Origin of the sequence: Bradyrhizobium sp. USDA 336 (assembly GCF_044908355.1) — a bacterium.
GTDB classification, from domain to species: Bacteria; Pseudomonadota; Alphaproteobacteria; order Rhizobiales; family Xanthobacteraceae; genus Bradyrhizobium; species Bradyrhizobium yuanmingense.
The window spans coordinates 6,345,627-6,366,459 of record NZ_JBIYDC010000002.1 but is presented as its reverse complement, the minus strand read 5'-3'; the positions used below and the strand labels follow the sequence as shown (position 1 = coordinate 6,366,459).

The following is a 20,833-nucleotide window of genomic DNA, read 5'->3' as shown; positions in this document are numbered from 1 at the left end:
GGAAGAGCGCACGGCTGCGCTAGGTTCGCTTCCGGCGTAAATGGACGACGACGTCGAGACGCGCGATCTCGTGGCCGGGAAGGGCCTCGGGTATCTTGGTGAAGGCGAGGCCATCGGCAACGTCGACCAGCACGTCCTCGCCTTCGAGATAGAAGTGCGGATGCAGGGACGTATCGGTGTCGAAGAACGACTTGATGCCGTCGGCCGCGATCCGGCGCAAGAGGCCCGCTTCGGTGAACTGGTTCAGCGTATTGTAGACGGTGGCGAGCGACAGGTATGCGTTCGCAGCCAGCGCTTCTGCGTAGAGACTTTCTGCGGTGACGTGACGATGGCCGCCCAGGAACAGCAGTCGGCCGAGCGCCAGGCGCTGGCGTGTCGGGCGCAGGCCGGCATTGCCGAGCAAAAGCAGGCAGTGCTGCACGCCCACGTCCGGCGCCGGCTCGAGACCGGCGACATCAGGCCCGCTGTCGTCATCCGCAGGGATAGTCGTGGCCTGAATGTCCATCCATCGTCTCACGGCTCATGCAAACGGGATGCGCAGGCGCGTCCCGCTACTTGCCATTCGATCGCAGAAGCGCCGGGCCGGCTTTGATCCGGATCAAATTTGGCGCCGACCGCCTCTGACCTGGCGCAAGGCGGTCCAGCTCGTTCTCGGCCAGAATGCGCGGGCATCGATGAGGTTCGTCCCGCTTCGAGGCGAAGCTCGACGGCAGCGGCATTGCGCTGGTGCTGCAACATCCTCGCGCGGCCGATGAACGCAAATCGGTGCATCTGCACATCAACTTCGGCCGGCTGGCCGGAATCCTGCGGGAGCTCGCCGGCAGCGTCGCCGCGCTTCCCAAGGACGACATCGCGCATCGCGAGCAACTCGCGGACGCGCTCGACGAATTGCGACGTGCGCTTGGCGGAAAATGACGCCCTGATGCTTTTGGTCGCAGGCGCGGACTTGTGCACCGCGCCGGCATGCTCTCATCACGGCTGAAGGCCGCCCGATCGCTCGAACCGGGCCGATCCATAGTGCCGTCGCGCGGTGGGAAAAACAGGACGAGCTGTACATTTTTTGTGCGAGCACTGTCGCGACTTTCATCTTGCCGCGCCGAACGGGACTGTGTGAGCCTCGATGGCGGATGGGGACTGGGATGGACCGACCGTCGCTTTGCGCGCGAGGGCGCGTGCGAAGCGTTTCCGGCTGGTCTCGCTTGAGAAAGATTACGACATGCCAAAACGAGTGTTGCTTGGTCTCCTCCTGGCTTGCGGCCTTGTGGCCCCTGCGCTGGCGCAAGAGCCGAAGACGGGGGGTGTGATCAATGCCGTGATCCAGCCTGAGCCGCCCGGCCTGATGCTTGCGCAGGTCCAGAACGGCCCGACCCAGATGGTCTCGGGCAACATCTTCGAAGGCCTCTTGCGTTACAGCCCCAAGCTCGATCCCCTGCCGGAGCTCGCCGAGAGCTGGAGCGTCAGCGAGGACGCGAAGACCTACACCTTCAAGCTGAAGAAGGGCGTGACCTGGCACGACGGCAAGCCCTTCACCGCCGCCGACGTGCTGTTCTCGATCGAGATGCTGAAGCAGACCCATGCGCGCGCCCGCACCAATTTGGCGCAGGTCGACAAGGTCGAGACGCCGGACGATCATACTGTGGTCTTCACGCTGAAGCAGCCGTTCGGCCCGTTCCTCGGCATCTTCGAGGTCGGCTCGATGCCGATGGTGCCGAAGCATCTCTATGCAGGCACCGACTGGAAGACCAACCCCTACAACAACGCACCCATCGGCACCGGCCCATTCATGTTCAAGGAATGGCAGAAGGGCTCGTTCATCCGCCTGGTCAAGAATCCGAACTACCACGAGAAGGGCAAGCCCTATCTCGACGAGATCTACTGGCAGATCATCCCGGACGCCGCCGCGCGCTCGGTGGCTTACGAGACCGGCAAGGTCGACGTGCTGCCCCGGCGGCTCGGTCGAGAATTTCGACGTGCCGCGGCTGTCCAAGCTGAAGGACACCTGCGTCACCGGCGCCGGCTGGGAATTCTTCTCGCCGCTGGCCTGGCTGTGGCTGAACAACCGCCAGGGTCCGCTCGCCGACAAGCGGGTGCGGCAGGCGATCATGTATGCGGTCGACCGCGACTTCGCCAAGGACGTGATCTGGAACGGGCTCGGCAAGGTTGCCACCGGCCCGTCGGCCTCGACCATCAAGTTCTATACCGATGACGTGAGGAAATACCCCTACGATCCGGCCAAGGCCAAGGCACTGCTGAAGGAAGCCGGCTACAAGGGCGAGAAGATCCGCCTGCTGCCGCTGGCCTATGGCGAGACCTGGCAGCGCTGGGGCGAAGCCGTCAAGCAGAACCTCCAGGATGTCGGCATGACCATCGAGACGATCGCCACCGACGTCGCCGGCGGCAACCAGAAGATCGCCGAGTGGGATTACGATATCGCCTTCACCTATCTCTACCAGTACGGCGACCCCGCGCTCGGAGTGGGGCGCAACTACGTCTCCAGCAACATCGCCAAGGGCCAGGTGTTCAACAACGTCGAGGGCTATTCCAACCCGGAGATCGACAAGCTGTTCGCCGAGGGCGCGGTTGCAACGCCGGATTCCAAGCGCAAGGAGATCTACGAGAAGGCGCAGAAGATCCTGGTCGAGGACGTGCCGGTGGCCTGGATGCTCGAGCTGCAATTTCCGACCATCATGCGCTGCAAGGTCAAGAACCTGATCACCACGGGGATCGGGGTCAATGACGGCTTCAAGGACGCATGGCTCGACAAGTGAGCGCATGCCTTTCTTCACCTCTCCCCGCTCGCGGGCAGAGGTCGAATGTGCGCGAAGCGCATACTCGGGTGAGGGGGTACAGGTCCGTCGGCGTTTCTCACACGCCGAGAGAGGCCCCTCACCCCAACCCTCTCCCCGCAAGAGCGGGGCGAGGGAGCGTACCGCCCCAGTGGCTAAAGCCTACGTCACCCTCTATGAACCTCCAGTAAGATGCTCTCCTTCGTTGCTCATCGTGTCCTGAAGGGCGTGATCGTCCTGCTCGCGATCGTGGTCCTCAACTTCTTCCTGATCCGCCTGGCGCCCGGCGATCCCGCGATCGTGATGGCGGGCGAGGCCGGGGCCAGCGATCAGGTCTTCGTCAAGCAGCTCCGGGAGAAGTTCGGGCTCGACAAGCCGCTGCCCGAGCAGCTCTTCATCTACGTCAAGGGCGTCGTCAGCCTCGACCTCGGCTTTTCCTTCCGCCAGCAGGCTCCGGTCGCAAAACTAATCGGCGAGCGGCTGCCGGCGACGCTGTTGTTGACACTGACCGCCTTCGCGATCTCGCTCACGCTCGGCATCCTGTTCGGCACCTTCGCCGCGCGCTTTGCCGGAACGTTTTTCGACACCGCCATCACCGTGTTCGCGCTGATCTTCTATGCCATGCCGATCTTCTGGGTGGCGCTGATGGGCATCCTCCTGTTCTCGGTCACGATGGATTGGCTGCCGAGCTTCGGTTACGAGACGGTCGGGGCCAACCTCACCGGCCTTGCCCATGCGGTCGACGTCGCAAAGCACCTGATCATGCCGGCGATGACGCTCGGCCTGTTCTTCATGGCGACCTACACCCGCATGACGCGCGCCTCGATGCTGGAGGTGAAACGCCTCGACTTCGTCAAGACGGCGCGCGCCAAGGGGCTCTCCGACGCCGTGATCCAGCGCCGCCACGTGCTGCGCAACGCGCTGCTGCCGGTGGTGACGCTCGCCGGCGTACATTCCGGCACGCTGATCGGCGGCGCGGTCATCACCGAGACCGTGTTCGCCTGGCCCGGCATCGGGCGGCTGATGTACGACGCGCTGCTGCAGCGGGACTACAATCTGCTGCTCGGCGTGTTCGTGATCTGCTCCGCCATGGTCCTCACCTTCAACCTCATCACCGACCTCGTCTATCGCCTGGTCGATCCGCGGATCGAATACGCCGCATGAAACAGTTCTGGAAATCGATGCTGAAGAGCCCGAGCGGCGTCATCGGGCTCGTCATCCTCCTGGTTGCAATCTCTGTCGCGGTGTTCGGACCGATGCTGTTCCCGAACTCGCCCTGGCGCATGGTGCAGCGGCCGTTCCTGCCGCCGTTCACGCTCGGGGCCGTGCCGCTCGGCACCGACGCGCTCGGCCGCGACATCTTCGCCGGCATGATCTTCGGCGCCCGCGTCTCGCTTCTGGTCGGTCTCGTCTCCACGCTGGCGGCGCTGATCGTGGGCGTGCCGATCGGTGCCATGGCCGGTTATTTCGGCGGCAAGGTCGACGACGCCCTGATGCGCTTCACCGAGTTCTTCCAGACCATTCCGAGCTTCGCGCTCGCGATCGTGCTGGTCGCCATCCTGCAGCCCTCGATCTATTCGATCGTCGCCTCGATCGCGGTGGTGAGCTGGCCGCCGGTCGCTCGCCTCGTGCGCGGCGAGGTGCTGTCGCTGCGTACTCGCGAATATGTCCAGGCCGCCGTGGTCACCGGCCAAAGCAACAGCTGGATCATCCTGCGCGAGATCCTGCCCAACGCGTTGTCGCCCGTGATCGTGCTGGCCTCGTTGATGGTGGCGACCGCGATCCTGCTTGAATCCTCGCTGTCCTTCCTCGGCCTCGGCGATCCCAATCTGATCTCCTGGGGCTACATGGTCGGCGCCGGCCGCACCGTGATCCGGCAGGCCTGGTGGATCACCGTGTTTCCCGGCATCGCCATCCTGATCTCGGTGCTCGGGCTGAACCTGATCGGCGAAGGCCTCAACGATGCGCTCAATCCGCGCCTGTCGCGCGAGGGCCGCTGACGATGACCGCCCCGCCCGCCGTCTCCATCAGGAACTTGCGGATCGCGCTGCCCAAGGGCGCCGAGCGCCCCTTCGCGGTCGACGGCGTCTCGCTCGATCTGCAGCCCGGCAAGATCGTCTGCGTCGTCGGCGAGTCCGGCTCCGGCAAGTCGATGTGCGCGCATGCGCTGATGGGCCTTTTGCCGGATACCGTGTCGGTCACCTCCGGTGAAATCCAGTTCGAGGGCCGGGACCTGCTCAAGCTCGCTGACGACGGCTGGCGCGATCTGCGCGGCCGTCGGCTGGCGATGATCTTCCAGGAGCCGATGACCGCGCTCAATCCGTTGATGCGGATCGGCGACCAGATGGCGGAGATGTTCGAGGCGCACGGCCTGCTCACGCCGAAGGAGCGGCGGGCCAAGGCGCTGGCGCTGGCAAGCGAGGTCGGCCTGCCCGACCCTGAGCGTATCGTGCGCGCCTATCCGCACCAGCTCTCCGGCGGCCAACGCCAGCGCGCCATGATCGCGATGGCGCTCGCGCTCGAGCCCGCGGTGCTGGTCGCGGACGAGCCGACCACCGCGCTCGACGTCACCACGCAGGCCCAGATTCTGAAGCTGATCCGGAACCTCCAGCAGAGCCGCAACATGGCGGTGATGTTCATCACGCATGATTTCGGCGTGGTCGCCGACATCGCCGACCAGGTCGTGGTGCTCCGCCACGGCAAGGTCGTGGAGGAAGGTCCGGCCACGGCCATCTTCAACGAGCCGCAGCACGACTACACCAAGGCATTGCTTGCCGCCGTGCCCTCGATGGATCCGCCGCCGCGAGAGCCATTGGACGATCGGGCCAAGGCCGTCGAGGTGATCGGGCTGGACAAGACCTACGTCACGTCGGGCGGCTGGTTCCGCCAGGCCCGCCGCGTCGATGCGGCGCGCGCGGTCAACTTCAACATCCTCAAGGGCGAGACGCTCGGCCTCGTCGGTGAATCCGGCTCGGGCAAGTCGTCGGTAGCGCGCCTGGTGATGCGGCTGATCGAAGCCGACCGCGGCACGGTGCGGATCGGCGAGACCGACCTGACCTCGCTTTCCGGCAAGGCGCTGCGCGGCGAGCGCCATCGCATCCAGATGATCTTCCAGGATCCGTTCGCCTCGCTCAATCCGCGCCGCAAGATCGGCCACATCATCGCCGACGGGCCGATCGCAGCCGGGACCGATCCGAAGGTGGCGTTCGACCGCGCGCGCGATCTCCTCAAGATGGTGGGCCTGGACGCGGGCGCGCTCGAACGCTATCCGCACGAATTCTCCGGCGGTCAGCGCCAGCGTATCGGCATTGCCCGCGCGCTCGCGCTCGAGCCGGAGATCATCGTCGCGGACGAGGCCGTCTCCGCGCTCGATGTCTCGGTGCAGGCGCAGGTGTTGAAGTTGCTGGAAGATCTCAAGGCGCGCCTTGGCTTGTCGATGCTGTTCATCACCCACGATCTGCGCGTCGCTGCCCAGATCTGCGACCGCATCGCGGTGATGCAGCGCGGCGCTATCGTCGAGCTGAAGCCGACTGCGCAACTCTTCGCCGCGCCCGAGCACGCCTATACGCGCGAATTGCTCGCAGCCGTGCCTGGACGGAAGGAGCACGCGCCGGCGGCCTGAGACGGTTCGTCCTCGTTCATTGATCTCCGTGATGGTTCCAAAACTTGCACGCCGAGCGAGGCGAAACATATTCGATTCAGCGGCATTTGCTTTCGTGAGACCATCCTTGCTCGTGTCGGCAAGGGGTGATTTGACGCCATAGTCGGTCGTCGCGGCTGGCGCCGTACAACGAACGTGATGTGATGGGCAGCTCAACAACCCAGCAAGCAAGACGCACCGGGATGCTGGGAACTGCGCGGCGCGGTCACGCGCTTTTTATCCGGTCGTGAACGGACCCGCCACTTCAAAGCTTAAGGGCATGACCATAGATGACGTTTGAATGATCGACGTCATCTCATGACGGACTCACACTGATATTCGGAGCCAACATGGGCGAAGTTATTCGATTTGTCTCGAAGTCCGAGCGCGAGCGAACGCGCCTCATCCAGGAAGCGCGGGCGATCTACGATAGCATCTTCCCGCCGGTCGATCCGACGGACGAGGGCCAGGGAAAGCCGGCGATCGGTCGCCCGTTCATCGGCCGCGACGGAGGTAACGTATCGTGATCAAGATCATCGCCGTGCTTTGCAGCCTCGCCTCTCCCTCCAATTGTCACGAGCAGATCGTCACCACGTCGGACTTTGCGCAAATCTCGGTGCAGGCCTGCCTGATGGGCGCGCCGCAGCTTGCCGAATGGATGAACCAGCATCCGGCCGAGCGCCTGGCGGCCTGGCGCTGCGTGATCGGAGACCAGGGGCGCCGGGGAATCTAGCGAGGCGGATTCTCCTCCGACAAATCAAGGCGGCCCACAAATCACGGAGTGACGCCAGTCCATTGCCGGTCTACCCTCCCTGTTCGAAAATGAGGGGGAAGCCGGATGGAGGTCGCCAGCCTCGTTCTTCCCGTATTCGCGATCATCGTTACCGGCTGGCTCGCCGGCGAGCTCGGCTATCTCTCGCGCGCGCTGGCCGATGCCCTGGTGCATTTCGCCTACAACGTGGCGATGCCGGCGCTGTTGATTGTCACGATCGCCCAGGAGCCGGCGCGCAATCTCCTGGAATGGCGTTTTCTGCTCGCCTTCGGCGGCGGCTCGCTGATCTGCTTCGCGCTCGTGTTCGTGCCGGTCCGCGCAGGCGGCAAACACGACCTCGCCAGCAGCACCATTCACGGGATGGCGGCGGCGATGACCAACACCGGGTTCGTCGCGCTGCCGATCCTGCATGCGATCTACGGCCAACCCGCCGTCCTGCCCGCGGCCGTCGCGACGGTGTTCGTGGCCGCGGTGATGTTTCCGATCACGGTGATCCTGCTGGAAAAGCGCGATGCACGCGGGGCCTCCGTGCGCTCTATGGGATTGGCAAAGCAGATCCTGCTCAATCCCATGGTGCTGTCGACGTTCATCGGCCTCACCTGGGCGGTGACGGGACTGCCGATTCCGGCACCGGTCGCGGCCTATCTCAACATGATCGCGGCCGCGCTCACGCCGTGCGCGCTGTTCGCCATCGGGCTCGGCCTGTCCATCGAGGGCTTGCGGTCCAACCTGAAAGCGTCGTTTGCGCTCGCGGCGGTGAAGCTGGTGGTCATGCCGCTCATCGTCTACGGGCTTTGCGTCGTGATCGGCCTCACCCCTCTCTACACGGTTGCGGCGGTCATCTGCGCGGCCGTGCCGACGGCGAAAACCGTCTACGTCCTCGCACATGAACACAAGGTCGAGGAGAAGCTGGTTGCGGCCACGGTCTCGATCACGACGATGCTGTCGGTCGCGACATTGCTCATCGCGCTTTATCTGCTCTCGGGATCGGCGAGCGGCATGCGTTGATCCGCCAGTGGCCTCCACCTTGCCGGAGCCCTCTATCTCGTGGTGTTGCTCCAGGTGGGAGCCGAGTTGGTCACGCCGACCGAGGGCCAATTGTATGATCCGATCGACGGCGCGGTGACAGTGCCGACCGTCTGTCCCGACGATCCGTAGGCCGCCCTCGGTTGCGCGGCCGGCGCTCCGGCTCCGCCATAGGTCGGAGCCACCACACCAGTGCTGTATTGCCGGCTGGACCGGACCTTTTTTGCCTCAGCCGCGAATGGTGCGGCAAGCAGTCCCGTCGTGATCAGCGCGGAAATGGCGAGTCTGATGGTTTTCATGGCTGATCCCTTCACCCGTTGCGCGCCCCGATGTGCCAAGTGTTCATGCATCGGCAAATTTCCATGGGTTCTCCCTTCATAACTCCGTGTGCGGACGAAGGTGCCGGAGCGCGGCGGACTCACACCGTCTTCGGATGGACCCGAATCAGCGCTAGTGCATTGCTTTCAGTGACTTCCCTGGACGCAAGCATGACCGGCGCCGAACTGAAGCAGCTTCGCAACGACCTCTCCGATGCCCTCGAGCGCAAGCTCAGCGCGGCCGACATGGCCAAGCTTTGCGGATTGCCGGAGAGAGGCGGCGCCGACACCATCCGGCGCTGGGAGGTCAGCGGCCCGACGCCGGAGGGGACCAGGATACTGCGCGTGCTCGCGATGGCGAGCGAGCGCTATCCGATCCTGGAGAAATTCGACATCTTCGATCGACACGACGTGCGTGAGGAAGACAGGCCGGCAAAGCGCGCCGCCTTTCGCGCGCAGATGCGCGACGAGGCACGGCGGCGTCTTGGTTAACGCAAGGCGCGCGCAAGTTACCGACAGAGTGCGCCGTTAAGCCTTCCTTCACCACTTCTTAAGTTGCCATTAAGCACGAAAATCATTTACGGCCCAACAAGTTACGTTGGCCGTCGCTGTGCCACGGATGTGACAGCATTTTCGTCAAAAGCGAGCTATCTGCAAAACCAACGCGGCGCAGAAAACGCGCCTGCCGGGACATTTACGTGTTGGAGTTCAAGACGATGAAGAAGATTCTGTTTGCGACCGTGGCGCTGCTCGTGGTGGGCGCGGCTGCGCCGGCCGTCGGCGCCGATCTCGGCAACCGCAATTATTACAAGACGCCCGCGCCGGCCTACGCCGCGCCGATCTACAATTGGACAGGCTTCTATCTCGGCGCCCATGTCGGCGGCGCGTTCTCCAGCGACAACAATTTCAATGGCCTCTCCACCGGCAACAACGGCAACGGCCGCTTCCTCGGCGGCGTGCAGGTCGGCGGGGACTGGCAGTTCCACCCGAACTTCGTGGTCGGCGTCGAGGGCCAGTATTCCTGGCTCTCCGGCAGCGTCGGCGCGGTGTTCCCTGGCGGCATCGCCTACACCAACGACCAGCGCGGCCTCGGCTCGATCACAGGCCGCGTCGGCTACACCTGGGGTCCCGGCCTGGTCTATGTGAAGGGCGGCTACGCCTATTCGGACAACAACGAGAAGGTCACCGTCGGCGGCGTGCCGACCGCCTTCGTCATCACCGGCGATCATCGCAACGGCTACACCGTCGGCGCCGGCCTCGAATACATGTTCGCCCCGAATTGGTCGGCCAAGGCCGAGTACCAGTATTACAATTTCGGCGACGCGAGCTTCACCGCCGGTCCGCTCGCCGGCACCGGCGCCTTCACCACCGACGACCATACCTTCAAGGCGGGCGTCAACTACCGCTTCAACTGGGCGAGCCCGGCCATGGCGCGCTACTGATCGGTTAGCAAAACATTATCGTGATGAGGGGCCGGCGACACTGCCGGCCCCTTCTTTTTTCGCTCTGCGGAACGCACGCAACCGATTGCAGCAATTGCGATTTTTTAACCGCCCTGGCCGATACTCCCCGCCACAAAATATAAAGCAAGGGCGTGGGGGAATTTCGATGGCGATCCGTTTCAGTCTCGGCCGTTTCAAGCCGCGTTTCAAAATGCCGAGATGGGGCGTGCGCGGCAGCCTGTTCGCAGCCTTCATCTTGATCGCGGGCATGGGCCTCGTGATCGCGACCGGCGCCGGCCTTGCGCTGCAGAATCTCGGCGGACGCATGACTGAACTGAGCGGACGGGACATTCCGCGCCTTTCCGCCAGCCTGCAATTGTCGGCGCTGAGTGCGAGCCTCGCGGCACAGGGACCGGCCCTGCTTGCGGCGCAGAGCGAGGACGCTCTGAACGAACGCACCAAGAAACTCAGGGAATTGCAGGAGCAGACGCAGCAGAAGCTCAACGAGATCATCGAGCTCGGCGGCGACAAGAGCGTCGTCTCCGGGCTCAGCGATACGATGAAGAGCATCAACGAGGCGGCTCAGAGCCTGACGAAAGCCGCCCGCGAACGGCTCGACATCGCGGCGCTGCACGACAAGCAATATGACGCGCTTCGCGCCGCGCAGGGCGCGTTCGTCGGCGCAGCGAGTCCGGCGATGCTGGACGCGCAGACTCGCGTCAATGCCATTCTCGGTTCAGCCGACCTGTCAGCCGCAGACGCGACCGACGCCGCGCAGACCGTCGGTCAGCTCGGCAACGTCGTCGCCAGCGGCAATCTCGCCGCCGCCAACATGAGCGCGGCGCTGTCGGCGAACACCAGCGACAAGCTCGACGACATCCAGAAGGAATTCAAGACCGCGCAGGGGCGCCTGCGGTCGAACCTCGATCTGTTGCCGGACAACCAGGGCAACAAGATGCTGCGCGACACCGCGGAAAAGCTGCTCGCGCTCGGCGCCGGTAAGACCGGCGTGTTCAATTTGCGCGAAAAGGAGCTCGACTCCATCGACTATGGTCAGACCATCCTGGACGAGACGCGCAAGCTCAATGTCGGCCTCGGCATCAGCGTGCAGCAGCTCGTCGACGGCGTGCAGAAAGAGACCAACGCCTCGACCCTCCAGGCGCGGCAGGAGATTTCGCTCGCGACGTCGGTCATGCTGGGCTTGGGCGCGCTGATGCTGGTCGGCTCGGCGCTGTTCGTATGGCTCTATGTCGGCCGCAACATCCTGCGCCGGATCGGCGCCTTGCAGCAGTCGATGCAGCTGCTCGCGAACGGGGATCTCGAAACCGAGATCTACCGCTCGAAGAACCACAACGACGAAATCTCCGTCATGGCGAACACGCTGCAGGTGTTCCGGGAGAGCATGATCGAGACCCGCGCGCTGACGAGCGAGCAGGACAAGGACCGTATCGCCAAGGCCGAGCGGGCCGCGCGCATGGAGGCGAAGATCGCCCAGTTCGAAAGCACGGTGCGCTCCGCGCTCGATAATCTGGCCCAATCGGCCAATTCGATGCAATCGACCGCGCAGAGCATGTCGAACACCGCCGACCAGTCCAACGCGCTGGTCAACGCGGTCGCCTCCGCCGCGGAGGAGACGTCGGTCAACGTGCAGACCGTCTCGGCCGGCACCGAGCAGCTGTCCTCCTCGATCCAGGAGATCAGCCGCCAGGTCGTGACCTCCGCCGAGATCGCCAAGAAGGCGGTCGACGAAGCGGGAGCGACCGACGCCACGGTGCAGAGCCTTGCCGACAGCGCGAGCCGCATCAGCGTCGTCGTCGACCTGATCCAGACCATCGCCTCGCAGACCAATCTGCTCGCGCTCAACGCCACCATCGAGGCGGCGCGCGCCGGCGAGGCCGGCCGCGGCTTCGCGGTGGTTGCCTCCGAGGTGAAGAGCCTGGCCAGCCAGACCGCCAAGGCGACCGACGAGATCCGCACCCAGATCGCCAGCATGCAGTCAGTCACGACCTCCGCGGTCGGCGCAATCCAGGGCATCGGCCGGATCATCGGCGAGATCAACGACGTCACCACCACGATCGCAGCCGCGGTCGAAGAGCAGGGCGCCGCGACGCGCGAAATCGCCCGCAACATCCAGCATGCCGCCGGCGGCACCAGCGAGGTCTCCAGCAACATCGTCGGCGTCTCCACCGCGTCCGCCGAAGCCGGCGCTGCGGCCACCGAGGTGCTGAGCGCCTCGGACGCGCTGCGGCGCGAGGCCGATATGCTGCGCGGGGAGATCGACGCCTTCCTCAACGACATGCGGGCGGCGTAAGAGCCCTGTCCTGTAGCCTGGATGAAGCGTAGCGCAATCCGGGTTACGGAAAACTGCCTCGGTATGACCGCCATGCTGTCGCCGCCCAGCATCCTTTTTCGGCTGGCGCCCTGCGCGCACTGGGTTTAAGCCGATAGCATGAGCTCGAAAACCGACACCCCGCAGTCCTCGGCCGAGGCCCTGCGCTACCCCTGGGAACAGCATCCCGGCCCCGAACAGGTGGTCGAGGTGCGGCCCGGCGTGTTGTGGGCGCGGCTGAAGCTGCCGTTCCGCCTCAACCACGTGAACATCTACCTGCTCGCCGATAGCGATGGCTATGCGATGATCGATGCCGGCTTCGGCAACGAGGAGACGATCGAGGCCTGGACGAAGCTGTTCGACGGACCGCTGAAAGGCGTCAACATCACGCGCCTGATCGTCACCCACTCCCACCCGGATCATGTCGGTCTCGCCGGTTGGATCGTCGAGCGGTTCGGCTGCCCGCTGGTGATGTCGCAGGTCGAATATCTGCAATCGGTCTATCACCAGAACCGCGGCACCGAGGAGCGGCGCGAGGCGCAGCGGCTGTTCTTCCGCCGCCATGGCATGGACGAGTCGCTCACCGAAAAGCTGCTCGGCCGCGGCCAGGACTATCTGAAGCGCGTCTCGGTGCTGCCGCCGTCCTATCGCCGCATCTCGCATGGCGACGACGTCGTGATCGGCACGCGCCGCTTCAAGGTCATCACCGGCGGCGGCCACGCCCTCGACCAAGTGATGCTGTATTGTGCCGACGACAAGCTGTTCCTCTCCGCCGACCAGGTGCTGAGCAAGATCTCGCCGAATGTCAGCGTCTGGGCGGTCGAGCCCGACCAGAATTCGCTCGGCGAATATCTGGCCTCGCTCGCCAGCCTGACCACGACGCTGCCCTATGACGTGCTGGTGCTGCCCGGCCATGGCGTGCCGTTCTACGGATTGAAGACCCGCATCAAGCAGCTCGCCGACCACCACGAAGAGCGCTGCCGATTGATCGCGGAAGCCTGCCGTGAGGTGCCGCAAACCTCGCGCGCCCTGGTGCCCGTGGTGTTCAACAAGCACGTGCTGGACGAGCACCAGATGGGCTTTGCCGCCGGCGAGCTCGTCGCCCACGTCAACTACATGATCGTCGAGGGCCGCCTCACGCCCGAGATGCAGGACGGCGTGCTGCAGTTTCGGACGACGTGAGCTCTTCGCCTCTCCCCGCCTGCGGGGAGAGGCCGACACGCGAAGCGTGGCGGGTGAGGGGGAATCTCCGCGAGTCCAACTCTCACCGTCCCCGCGGAGAGTCCCCCTCACCCCCGACCCTCTCCCCGCAAGCGGGGAGAGAGAGAAGACCTCACTTCATGTTCGCGATCGCGTGCAGCGCCGCGATGTAGCCGAACGGCCCGAGCCCGCAGATCACGCCGGTCGCCACGAACGAGATCTTGGAGTGCCGGTGATATTCGTCACGGGCGTGGATGTTGGAGATGTGCACCTCCAGCACCGGGCCCTCGAACGTCTTGATCGCGTCCATGATCGAGACCGAGGTGAAGGAGAGGCCGGCCGGATTGATGACGATGGCGTCGGCGTCCTGCCGCGCCGACTGGATCAGATCGACCAGCACGCCCTCGTGATTGGACTGGTGGAAGGCGAGCTTGAGGCCGAGCCTGGCGGCTGCCTCCTCGCAGCTCGCGTTGACCTCCGCGAGCATCGTCGTGCCGTAGATGTGCGGCTCGCGGATGCCGAGCATGTTGAGGTTGGGACCGTTGAGGATCATCACGCGCTTCATGGAAGGGTCCTTTCGAGAGCCTGGTTGAGCAAGGAAAGCGCGCGCCGGGCCGCGACGGAAGACCATAGGTTGGGGTTGAACCCTCGCCCCGGCAGATGGTGCAGAGCAGCATTACATGTCGCGCAGGATTGATCGGGATCAAACTGAGACGCACCGGATAGGGCATTTTGCCCAAATGCCCCACAGATCCAAATGTGGGATAGCGCATAGACATTGGAGCTGGAAAAGCTCTAAGTAGACGCGTCCCCTTGGTCAGGTTCCGTTGCAGGTTTGCCGATGGATTACGCCCAATTCTTCGATTCCGCCCTCGATCGTCTCCACACCGAGCGGCGTTATCGCGTGTTCGCCGACCTCGAACGCACGGCCGGCCGGTTCCCGCATGCGGTCTGGCACTCGCCCAAGGGCAAGCGCGACGTCGTGATCTGGTGCTCCAACGACTATCTCGGCATGGGCCAGCATCCGAAGGTGGTCGGCGCCATGGTCGAGACCGCCACCCGCGTCGGCACCGGCGCCGGCGGCACCCGCAACATCGCCGGCACGCACCATCCGCTGGTGCAGCTCGAAGCCGAGCTCGCCGATCTCCACGGCAAGGAAGCCGCGCTGCTGTTCACCTCGGGCTATGTCTCGAACCAGACTGGCATCCCGACCATCGCAAAGCTCATTCCGAACTGCCTGATCCTATCGGACGAGCTCAACCACAATTCGATGATCGAGGGCATCCGCCAGTCCGGCTGCGAGCGGATCGTGTTCCGCCACAACGACGTTGCGCATCTCGAAGAGCTGTTGAAGGCGGCCGGTCCCGATCGGCCGAAGCTGATCGTCTGCGAAAGTCTCTATTCCATGGACGGCGATGTCGCGCCGCTCGCCAGGATCTGCGATCTCGCCGAGAAATATGGCGCGATGACCTATGTCGACGAAGTCCACGCCGTCGGCATGTACGGCCCGCGCGGCGGCGGCATCGCCGAGCGCGACGGCGTGATGCATCGCATCGACATTCTCGAGGGCACGCTGGCCAAGGCGTTCGGCTGTCTCGGCGGCTACATCGCCGCCAACGGCCAGATCATCGACGCCGTGCGCTCCTATGCGCCGGGCTTCATCTTCACCACGGCGCTGCCGCCGGCGGTCTGCTCGGCCGCGACCGCCGCGATCAGGCACCTGAAGACGTCGAGCTGGGAGCGCGAACGCCACCAGGACCGTGCCGCCCGCGTCAAGGCGATCCTCAATGCCGCCGGCCTGCCGGTGATGTCGAGCGACACCCACATCGTACCGCTGTTCGTCGGCGATCCCGAGAAGTGCAAGCAGGCCTCCGACCTGCTACTCGAACAGCACGGGATCTACATCCAGCCGATCAACTATCCGACCGTCGCCAAGGGCACCGAGCGCCTGCGCATCACGCCCTCGCCCTATCACGACGACGGCCTGATCGATCAGCTCGCCGAAGCGTTGCTGCAAGTGTGGGACCGCCTCGGCCTGCCGCTGCGCGCCAAGTCGCTCGCGGCGGAATAGGGTCCTCTCTTACCCTCCCCTGAAGGGGGAGGGTCGGCTCACATAGAGCGCAGCGATATGTGAGACGGGGTGGGGTGACGGTCTTTCCGCAGCGAACAGTGCCCGTGGGGAGAGATCACCCTACCCCGCTCGCGCTGCGCGCGATCGACCCTACCCTCCAGAGGAGGGTAGGCGCCCGTGGGTGCACGCTCGCACCTTAACGACAACCCGTGTTCCTACCGCCGCACGGCATTTCGCTGTCGCTTGCGTCCGCTCAACGCGCTAGGTTTGCAGGGAAAATGAGCTCGGGCGCCGCCGGCGCCCAGGGAGAGAGCCCCCGACCCATGCTGCACGATTGGGGCGTGATCGCCGCCGCCTTCGGCTATATCGGCTTCCTGTTCCTGGTGGCGAGCCACGGCGACCGCCGCTCGCCGGCCGGGCGCGGCCGCGCCTCCGGGCTGATCTATCCGCTGTCGCTGGCGATCTACTGCACGTCCTGGACCTTCTTCGGGTCGGTCGGCTTCGCCACCCGCACCTCGACCGATTTCCTCGCGATCTATGTCGGCCCGATCCTGATGATCGGGTTAGGGGCCGGGGTGCTCCGACGCGTGATCCAGCTGGCGAAAGCCCACAACATCACCTCGATCGCCGACTTCATCGGGGCCCGCTACGGCAAGAGCCAGGCGGTGGCGGCGACCGTCGCCGCAATCGCGATCATCGGCTCGGTGCCCTATATCGCGCTCCAGCTCAAGGCGGTGGCTTCCTCGCTGGGCACAATCCTGAGCGAAGACCAGGCCTTCTCGCACATCCCGATCCTCGGCGACATGGCGCTGATGGTGACGCTGACGATGGCCGCCTTCGCTGTGCTGTTCGGCACGCGACAGACCGACGCGACCGAGCACCAGCACGGCCTGATGCTGGCGATCGCGACCGAATCCATCATCAAGCTGGTCGCCTTCCTCGCCGCCGGCATCTTCGTCACCTTCTGGATGTTCTCGCCGCATGAATTGATCGAGCGCGCGATGAGGACGCCGGAAGCGGTGCGCGCCATCAATTATTCGCCGTCGATCGGCAACTTCCTGACCATGACGTTGCTGTCGCTGTGCGCGATCATGCTGCTGCCGCGCCAGTTTCACGTCAGCGTGGTGGAGAATTCCTCGGATGCCGAGGTCGGCCGCGCGCGCTGGCTGTTTCCGCTCTACCTCGTCGCCATCAACCTGTTCGTGATCCCGATCGCGCTCGCCGGCCTCGTGACCTTCCCGTTCGGCACGGCCGACCCTGATATGTACGTGCTGGCCCTGCCGATCGAGAGCGGCGCGAACCTGCTCAGCGTCGCCGTCTTCGTCGGCGGGCTGTCGGCGGCGACCGCCATGGTGATCGTCGAATGCGTCGCGCTCTCCATCATGGTCTCGAACGACCTCGTGGTGCCGCTGGTGCTGAAACGTCGGCCGGAGGGGCGCGCCGGCGGGGCCGATTTCAGCAACTTCCTGCTGCGCTCGCGCCGGCTCGCGATCTTCGCCATCATGGTGATGGCCTATTTCTACTATCGCGCGCTCGGCAGCACCCAGCTCGCGGCGATCGGCCTGCTCTCTTTTGCCGCCATCGCCCAGCTCGCCCCGAGCTTCTTCGGCGGCCTGCTCTGGCGGCGCGCAACCGCGCGCGGGGCGATCGGCGGCATGCTGGTCGGGTTTGCGGTGTGGCTCTACACGCTGTTCATGCCGAGCTTCATGGATTCCTCGACATCAGGCATCCTGCTGCTGCAGCATGGCCCGTTCGGCATCGAGGCGCTGCGGCCGCAGGCACTGTTCGGCGCCGACCTGCCGCCCCTGATGCACGGCGTGATCTGGTCGCTGTCCCTCAACATCCTGACCTATGTGCTGCTGTCGCTGGCGCGCCGGCCGTCTTCCATCGAACTGCTGCAGGCCGATCTGTTCGTGCCCAATACGCTCGCACCGATCTCCCCGAGCTTCCGCCGCTGGCGCAGCACCGTCACCGTGCAGGACATCCAGACCACGGTGGCGCAGTATCTCGGGCCCGACCGCGCACGGCACTCCTTCGAGGCCTTCTCGGCGCGGCGCAACGTGCGGCTGGAGCCCGGTGCGCCCGCCGATTTCGAGCTGCTGCAACACGCCGAGCATCTGATTGCCTCCTCGATCGGCGCGGCCTCCTCCCGCCTCGTGATGTCGCTGCTGCTGCGCAAGCGGACGGTCTCCGCCAAGGCCGCGCTGAAGCTGCTCGACGATTCGCACGCCGCGCTGCATTTCAACCGCGAGATCCTGCAGACCGCGCTCAACCATGTGCGCCAGGGCATCGCCGTGTTCGACGCCGATCTGCAACTGATCTGCTCCAACCGGCAGTTCGGCGACCTCCTCAATGTGCCACTGCATTTGATCCAGTTCGGCACGCCCTTGCGCGAGATCCTGGAATTCATCGGCCTCGGCGATCCGAACGACCCGCTCGAGCGCGAGGCCCTGCTTGAACGGCGCCTTGCGGCCTACACCACCGACAGCGAGCCTTATCTCGAGCGCCTGCCTGAACGCCACATGGTGATCGAAGTGCTCACCAACCGCATGCCCGGCGGCGGCTTCGTCATCACCTTCACCGACGTCACGCCGAGCTTCGAAGCCGCCGAAGCGCTGGAGCGCGCCAATGCGACGCTGGAAAAGCGCGTGCGCGACCGCACCGAGGAGCTGACGCGGCTGAACTCCGAACTGGCCATCGCCAAGAGCGCGGCGGAGGACGCCAGCATCTCCAAGACGCGTTTCCTCGCCGCCGCCAGCCACGACATCCTGCAGCCGCTGAACGCGGCGCGGCTCTACGTCACCAGCCTCGTCGAGCGCCAGCACAATGGCGAGGAGACGCGGCTGGTCGAGAACATCGACGAATCGCTGCAGGCGATCGAAGAGATCCTCGGCGCGCTGCTCGACATCTCCAGGCTCGACGCTGGCGCGATGGCGACCTCGATCTCGAGCTTCAAGATGGCCGATCTGATGCGATCGCTGGAAATCGAGTTCGCGCCAATCGCGCGCGCCAAGGGCCTGGAGCTCGCCTTCGTGCCCTGCTCGCTGCCGGTCGAGTCGGATCGGCTCCTGCTGCGGCGCCTGCTCCAGAACCTGATCTCGAACGCGATCAAGTATACCCCGCGCGGCCGCGTGCTGGTCGGCTGCCGCCGCCGCGGCGCCTCGCTCAAGATTTGCGTCTACGACACCGGCGTCGGTATCCCCGCGGTCAAGCGCGGCGAGATCTTCAAGGAATTCCATCGCCTGGAGCAGGGGGCGCGGATCGCGCGCGGTCTGGGCCTTGGGCTCTCGATCGTGGAACGCCTGGCCCGCGTGCTCAAGCACGGCATCGCCATCGACGGCAATCGAAGCGGCGGCTCGGTGTTCTCGGTGACCGTGCCGACGGCGAAGGCGGTCACCCACACCGCGGCCGTGACCAGCGCGACGCCGCTGGCGCGCACACCGATCTCGGGCGCGCTGATCGTCTGCATCGAGAACGATGCGGCGATCCTCGACGGCATGCGCACGCTGCTCAAGGCCTGGGACGCCGAGGTAATCGCGGTCGCCGATCCCGAAGGCGCGATCGCTGCGATCGAAACCGCCGGCCGCCGCGTCACCGGCCTTCTGGTCGATTATCACCTCGATCGCGGCAACGGCATCGCCGCCATCCGCGAGATCCGCCGCCGTTTCGGCGATACCATCCCTGCGATCCTGATCACGGCCGATCGCAGCCCCGCCGTGCAGGTCGCCGCGCGCGACGAGAAGATCGCGGTGCTCAACAAGCCGGTGAAGCCGGCTTCGCTGCGTGCTCTGCTCGGGCAGTGGCGCACGCAGCAGATGGTGGCAGCGGAATAGGACGCCGTCAGGAGTCGGTCGATACGCTGAGCGCGCGCCATCTCTCCAGCTCGTCGAGACGCTGCCGGTCCGTCGCCGCGATGGCGTTGACGGCATCGCTGCCGAGCGCGATGCGCAGAGGCGGGTGATCCATGTTCGCGAGCTGCAATACCACGTCGGCCGCCTTGGCGGGATCACCGGGCTGACGGCCATCGTAGTCGCGCTGCATCCTGACGGCGGCACCGACCACCGCGTCGTACTCCGGACGTCCTTCGTCGGTCTCATGCGAGGTCTGGGCAAAGCCGGTCCGGAAGCCGCCGGGCTCAACGATGGTCACGTGCACGCCGATCAGCGCCATCTCGCGCGCCAGCGATTCCGAAAAGCCTTCGATACCCCATTTCGCCGCCGAATAGGGCGCGCGGGCCGGCGCGCCGATGCGGCCGCCGACCGACGAGACCTGCATGATGTGCCCGCGGCGCTGCTTGCGCAGCACCGGGATCGCCGCCTTGGTGACGATGATGGTGCCGATCAGATTGGCCTCGATCTGCTGCCGGAACGAGGCGAGGCTGGTGTCCTCGACCGAGCCGAGATCGCCATAGCCGGCATTGTTCACGACGACGTCGAGACCGCCGAAGGCTTCCACCGCGAGGTCGATCGCCGCTTGCGCTGCCGCTTCGTCGGTCACATCAAGCGTTGCCAGCCGCAGTCTTTCCCCGAAACGTTCGCGCAGCGGTTCGAGCGGGTCGAGCTTGCGAGCCGTGGCCACCACCCGGTCGCCCGCAACGAGTGCGGCTTCCGTGATGGCGCGCCCCAACCCGCGCGAACTGCCGCTGATGAACCAGGTCTTCATTCCAGTCTTCGAAAGGACTTAAGGCGCGAGCCGCGTGAACACGTAATCGTGGCTCTTGGCACGGGCTTCGTGACAGCCCCAGCAGGTGCGGTGCTGGGCCTCGTCAACCGGCTTGCCGTTGATGAAGCGGCCAAAGCCCCAGCCTCCAGTGGAGGCATATTTCTTGGAATCCTTGACCATCACCTGGACCGTCGTAGCAGCACCGGGGATCGTCGCGGATGCAAATTCAGGTGATTGCTTCCGCTTCCAAGCGCGCTTGACCAACACGGTCCCGTCCGGGAACGGAAGCTTGCCGGCCTGGTAGGCATCGATGGCAGCCTGGTTGCCGACGACAGCGCGCAGTTCGTCGAGCGGCGCAGCCTCCTCGGCCGGCGCGATCAGCTCCCACTGCTTGTAGCCGGCGGGGATCGTGACGCCGAAAATCGGCGAGGCGTTGGCGGCCGTGCTTTCAGCCGGCGTCTGCGCCGAGACGATCGTGGCGAGATACGGCACGCAGGTCAGCAGAATGACGACGAGAACCACGGCAAGAACGATCACCGTGGAGAATGCGAAGGTTTTCTTTTCGGGTTCGGGCGCGGTCATGATCTC

General features: G+C 65.1%; 18 protein-coding genes and 1 pseudogene. 14 read left to right on the top strand and 5 right to left on the bottom strand.

What is annotated here, in order from left to right; translation table 11 throughout:
• Nucleotides 1-19 precede the first annotated feature (19 nt).
• Nucleotides 20-505 carry a Fur family transcriptional regulator Irr gene (irr, locus tag ABIA45_RS30815; protein WP_404654686.1) on the bottom strand — a complete coding sequence of 162 codons (486 nt, stop codon included), beginning with the start codon at nt 503-505 and terminating at the stop codon, nt 20-22.
• A gap of 260 nt (nt 506-765) precedes the next feature.
• Between irr and ABIA45_RS30810 the strand changes: the two genes are divergently transcribed.
• The 8 genes and pseudogenes from ABIA45_RS30810 to ABIA45_RS30775 all read left to right on the top strand — a co-directional run bounded on the left by ABIA45_RS30810 (nt 766) and on the right by ABIA45_RS30775 (nt 8,206).
• On the top strand, nt 766-915 hold the full coding sequence (locus tag ABIA45_RS30810) for a hypothetical protein (protein ID WP_404654685.1): 150 nt from the start codon (nt 766-768) through the stop codon (nt 913-915).
• A gap of 301 nt (nt 916-1,216) precedes the next feature.
• A pseudogene (locus ABIA45_RS30805) lies at nt 1,217-2,768 on the top strand (ABC transporter substrate-binding protein).
• A 210-nt stretch (nt 2,769-2,978) separates the two neighbouring features.
• Nucleotides 2,979-3,950: an ABC transporter permease gene (locus tag ABIA45_RS30800; RefSeq protein ID WP_404654684.1), complete on the top strand. Its 972-nt coding sequence runs from the start codon at nt 2,979-2,981 to the stop codon at nt 3,948-3,950.
• Complete coding sequence (locus tag ABIA45_RS30795) at nt 3,947-4,786, top strand: ABC transporter permease (protein ID WP_035996700.1); 840 nt, start codon at nt 3,947-3,949, stop codon at nt 4,784-4,786. Before ABIA45_RS30800 ends, ABIA45_RS30795 begins: the two co-directional genes overlap by 4 nt.
• Nucleotides 4,787-4,788: 2 nt before the next feature.
• Nucleotides 4,789-6,408 carry an ABC transporter ATP-binding protein gene (locus ABIA45_RS30790; protein ID WP_275510857.1) on the top strand — a complete coding sequence of 540 codons (1,620 nt, stop codon included), beginning with the start codon at nt 4,789-4,791 and terminating at the stop codon, nt 6,406-6,408.
• A gap of 368 nt (nt 6,409-6,776) precedes the next feature.
• Entirely contained in the window at nt 6,777-6,953 is a 177-nt protein-coding gene (locus ABIA45_RS30785; RefSeq protein WP_197424428.1) for a hypothetical protein, read from the top strand.
• The gene (locus tag ABIA45_RS30780) at nt 6,950-7,159 is read left to right on the top strand and encodes a hypothetical protein (RefSeq protein WP_035996696.1); all 210 of its coding nucleotides are present in this window, start codon (nt 6,950-6,952) and stop codon (nt 7,157-7,159) included. The genes ABIA45_RS30785 and ABIA45_RS30780 overlap by 4 nt, the downstream gene beginning before the upstream one ends.
• Before the next feature lie 105 nt (nt 7,160-7,264).
• On the top strand, nt 7,265-8,206 hold the full coding sequence (locus tag ABIA45_RS30775; protein ID WP_157285637.1) for an AEC family transporter: 942 nt from the start codon (nt 7,265-7,267) through the stop codon (nt 8,204-8,206).
• 32 nt (nt 8,207-8,238) lie between these two features.
• Here ABIA45_RS30775 and ABIA45_RS30770 read toward each other — a convergent pair whose 3' ends face one another.
• On the bottom strand, nt 8,239-8,523 hold the full coding sequence (locus tag ABIA45_RS30770) for a hypothetical protein (protein WP_035996692.1): 285 nt from the start codon (nt 8,521-8,523) through the stop codon (nt 8,239-8,241).
• A gap of 189 nt (nt 8,524-8,712) precedes the next feature.
• Here ABIA45_RS30770 and ABIA45_RS30765 point away from each other — a divergent pair, with 189 nt between their 5' ends.
• The 4 genes from ABIA45_RS30765 (at nt 8,713) to ABIA45_RS30750 (ending at nt 13,494) form a co-directional block, all read left to right on the top strand.
• A complete protein-coding gene (locus ABIA45_RS30765; protein ID WP_035996689.1) occupies nt 8,713-9,033 on the top strand; it encodes a hypothetical protein in 321 nt (106 codons plus the stop codon).
• A 224-nt stretch (nt 9,034-9,257) separates the two neighbouring features.
• On the top strand, nt 9,258-9,983 hold the full coding sequence (locus ABIA45_RS30760) for an outer membrane protein (RefSeq protein WP_157285638.1): 726 nt from the start codon (nt 9,258-9,260) through the stop codon (nt 9,981-9,983).
• A gap of 166 nt (nt 9,984-10,149) precedes the next feature.
• Nucleotides 10,150-12,294, top strand: coding sequence for a methyl-accepting chemotaxis protein (locus ABIA45_RS30755; RefSeq protein WP_404654683.1), 2,145 nt, complete (start codon nt 10,150-10,152; stop codon nt 12,292-12,294).
• Between the two features lie 138 nt (nt 12,295-12,432).
• Complete coding sequence (locus ABIA45_RS30750; RefSeq protein WP_404654682.1) at nt 12,433-13,494, top strand: MBL fold metallo-hydrolase; 1,062 nt, start codon at nt 12,433-12,435, stop codon at nt 13,492-13,494.
• A 151-nt stretch (nt 13,495-13,645) separates the two neighbouring features.
• On the opposite strand, the gene aroQ is transcribed toward ABIA45_RS30750, so the two are convergent.
• Complete coding sequence (gene aroQ, locus ABIA45_RS30745) at nt 13,646-14,077, bottom strand: type II 3-dehydroquinate dehydratase (protein ID WP_404654681.1); 432 nt, start codon at nt 14,075-14,077, stop codon at nt 13,646-13,648.
• A gap of 276 nt (nt 14,078-14,353) precedes the next feature.
• Here aroQ and hemA point away from each other — a divergent pair, with 276 nt between their 5' ends.
• Both hemA and ABIA45_RS30735 read left to right on the top strand, forming a co-directional pair.
• On the top strand, nt 14,354-15,583 hold the full coding sequence (gene hemA / locus ABIA45_RS30740) for a 5-aminolevulinate synthase (RefSeq protein ID WP_035996665.1): 1,230 nt from the start codon (nt 14,354-14,356) through the stop codon (nt 15,581-15,583).
• A gap of 323 nt (nt 15,584-15,906) precedes the next feature.
• Complete coding sequence (locus ABIA45_RS30735) at nt 15,907-19,416, top strand: PAS domain-containing hybrid sensor histidine kinase/response regulator (RefSeq protein WP_109145597.1); 3,510 nt, start codon at nt 15,907-15,909, stop codon at nt 19,414-19,416.
• A 7-nt stretch (nt 19,417-19,423) separates the two neighbouring features.
• Here ABIA45_RS30735 and ABIA45_RS30730 read toward each other — a convergent pair whose 3' ends face one another.
• Both ABIA45_RS30730 and ABIA45_RS30725 read right to left on the bottom strand, forming a co-directional pair.
• Nucleotides 19,424-20,245, bottom strand: coding sequence for an SDR family NAD(P)-dependent oxidoreductase (locus tag ABIA45_RS30730; protein WP_404654680.1), 822 nt, complete (start codon nt 20,243-20,245; stop codon nt 19,424-19,426).
• Between the two features lie 18 nt (nt 20,246-20,263).
• Nucleotides 20,264-20,827 (bottom strand): cytochrome P460 family protein, encoded by a 564-nt coding sequence (locus tag ABIA45_RS30725; RefSeq protein WP_404654679.1) that lies wholly within the window; start codon nt 20,825-20,827, stop codon nt 20,264-20,266.
• Nucleotides 20,828-20,833 lie beyond the last annotated feature (6 nt).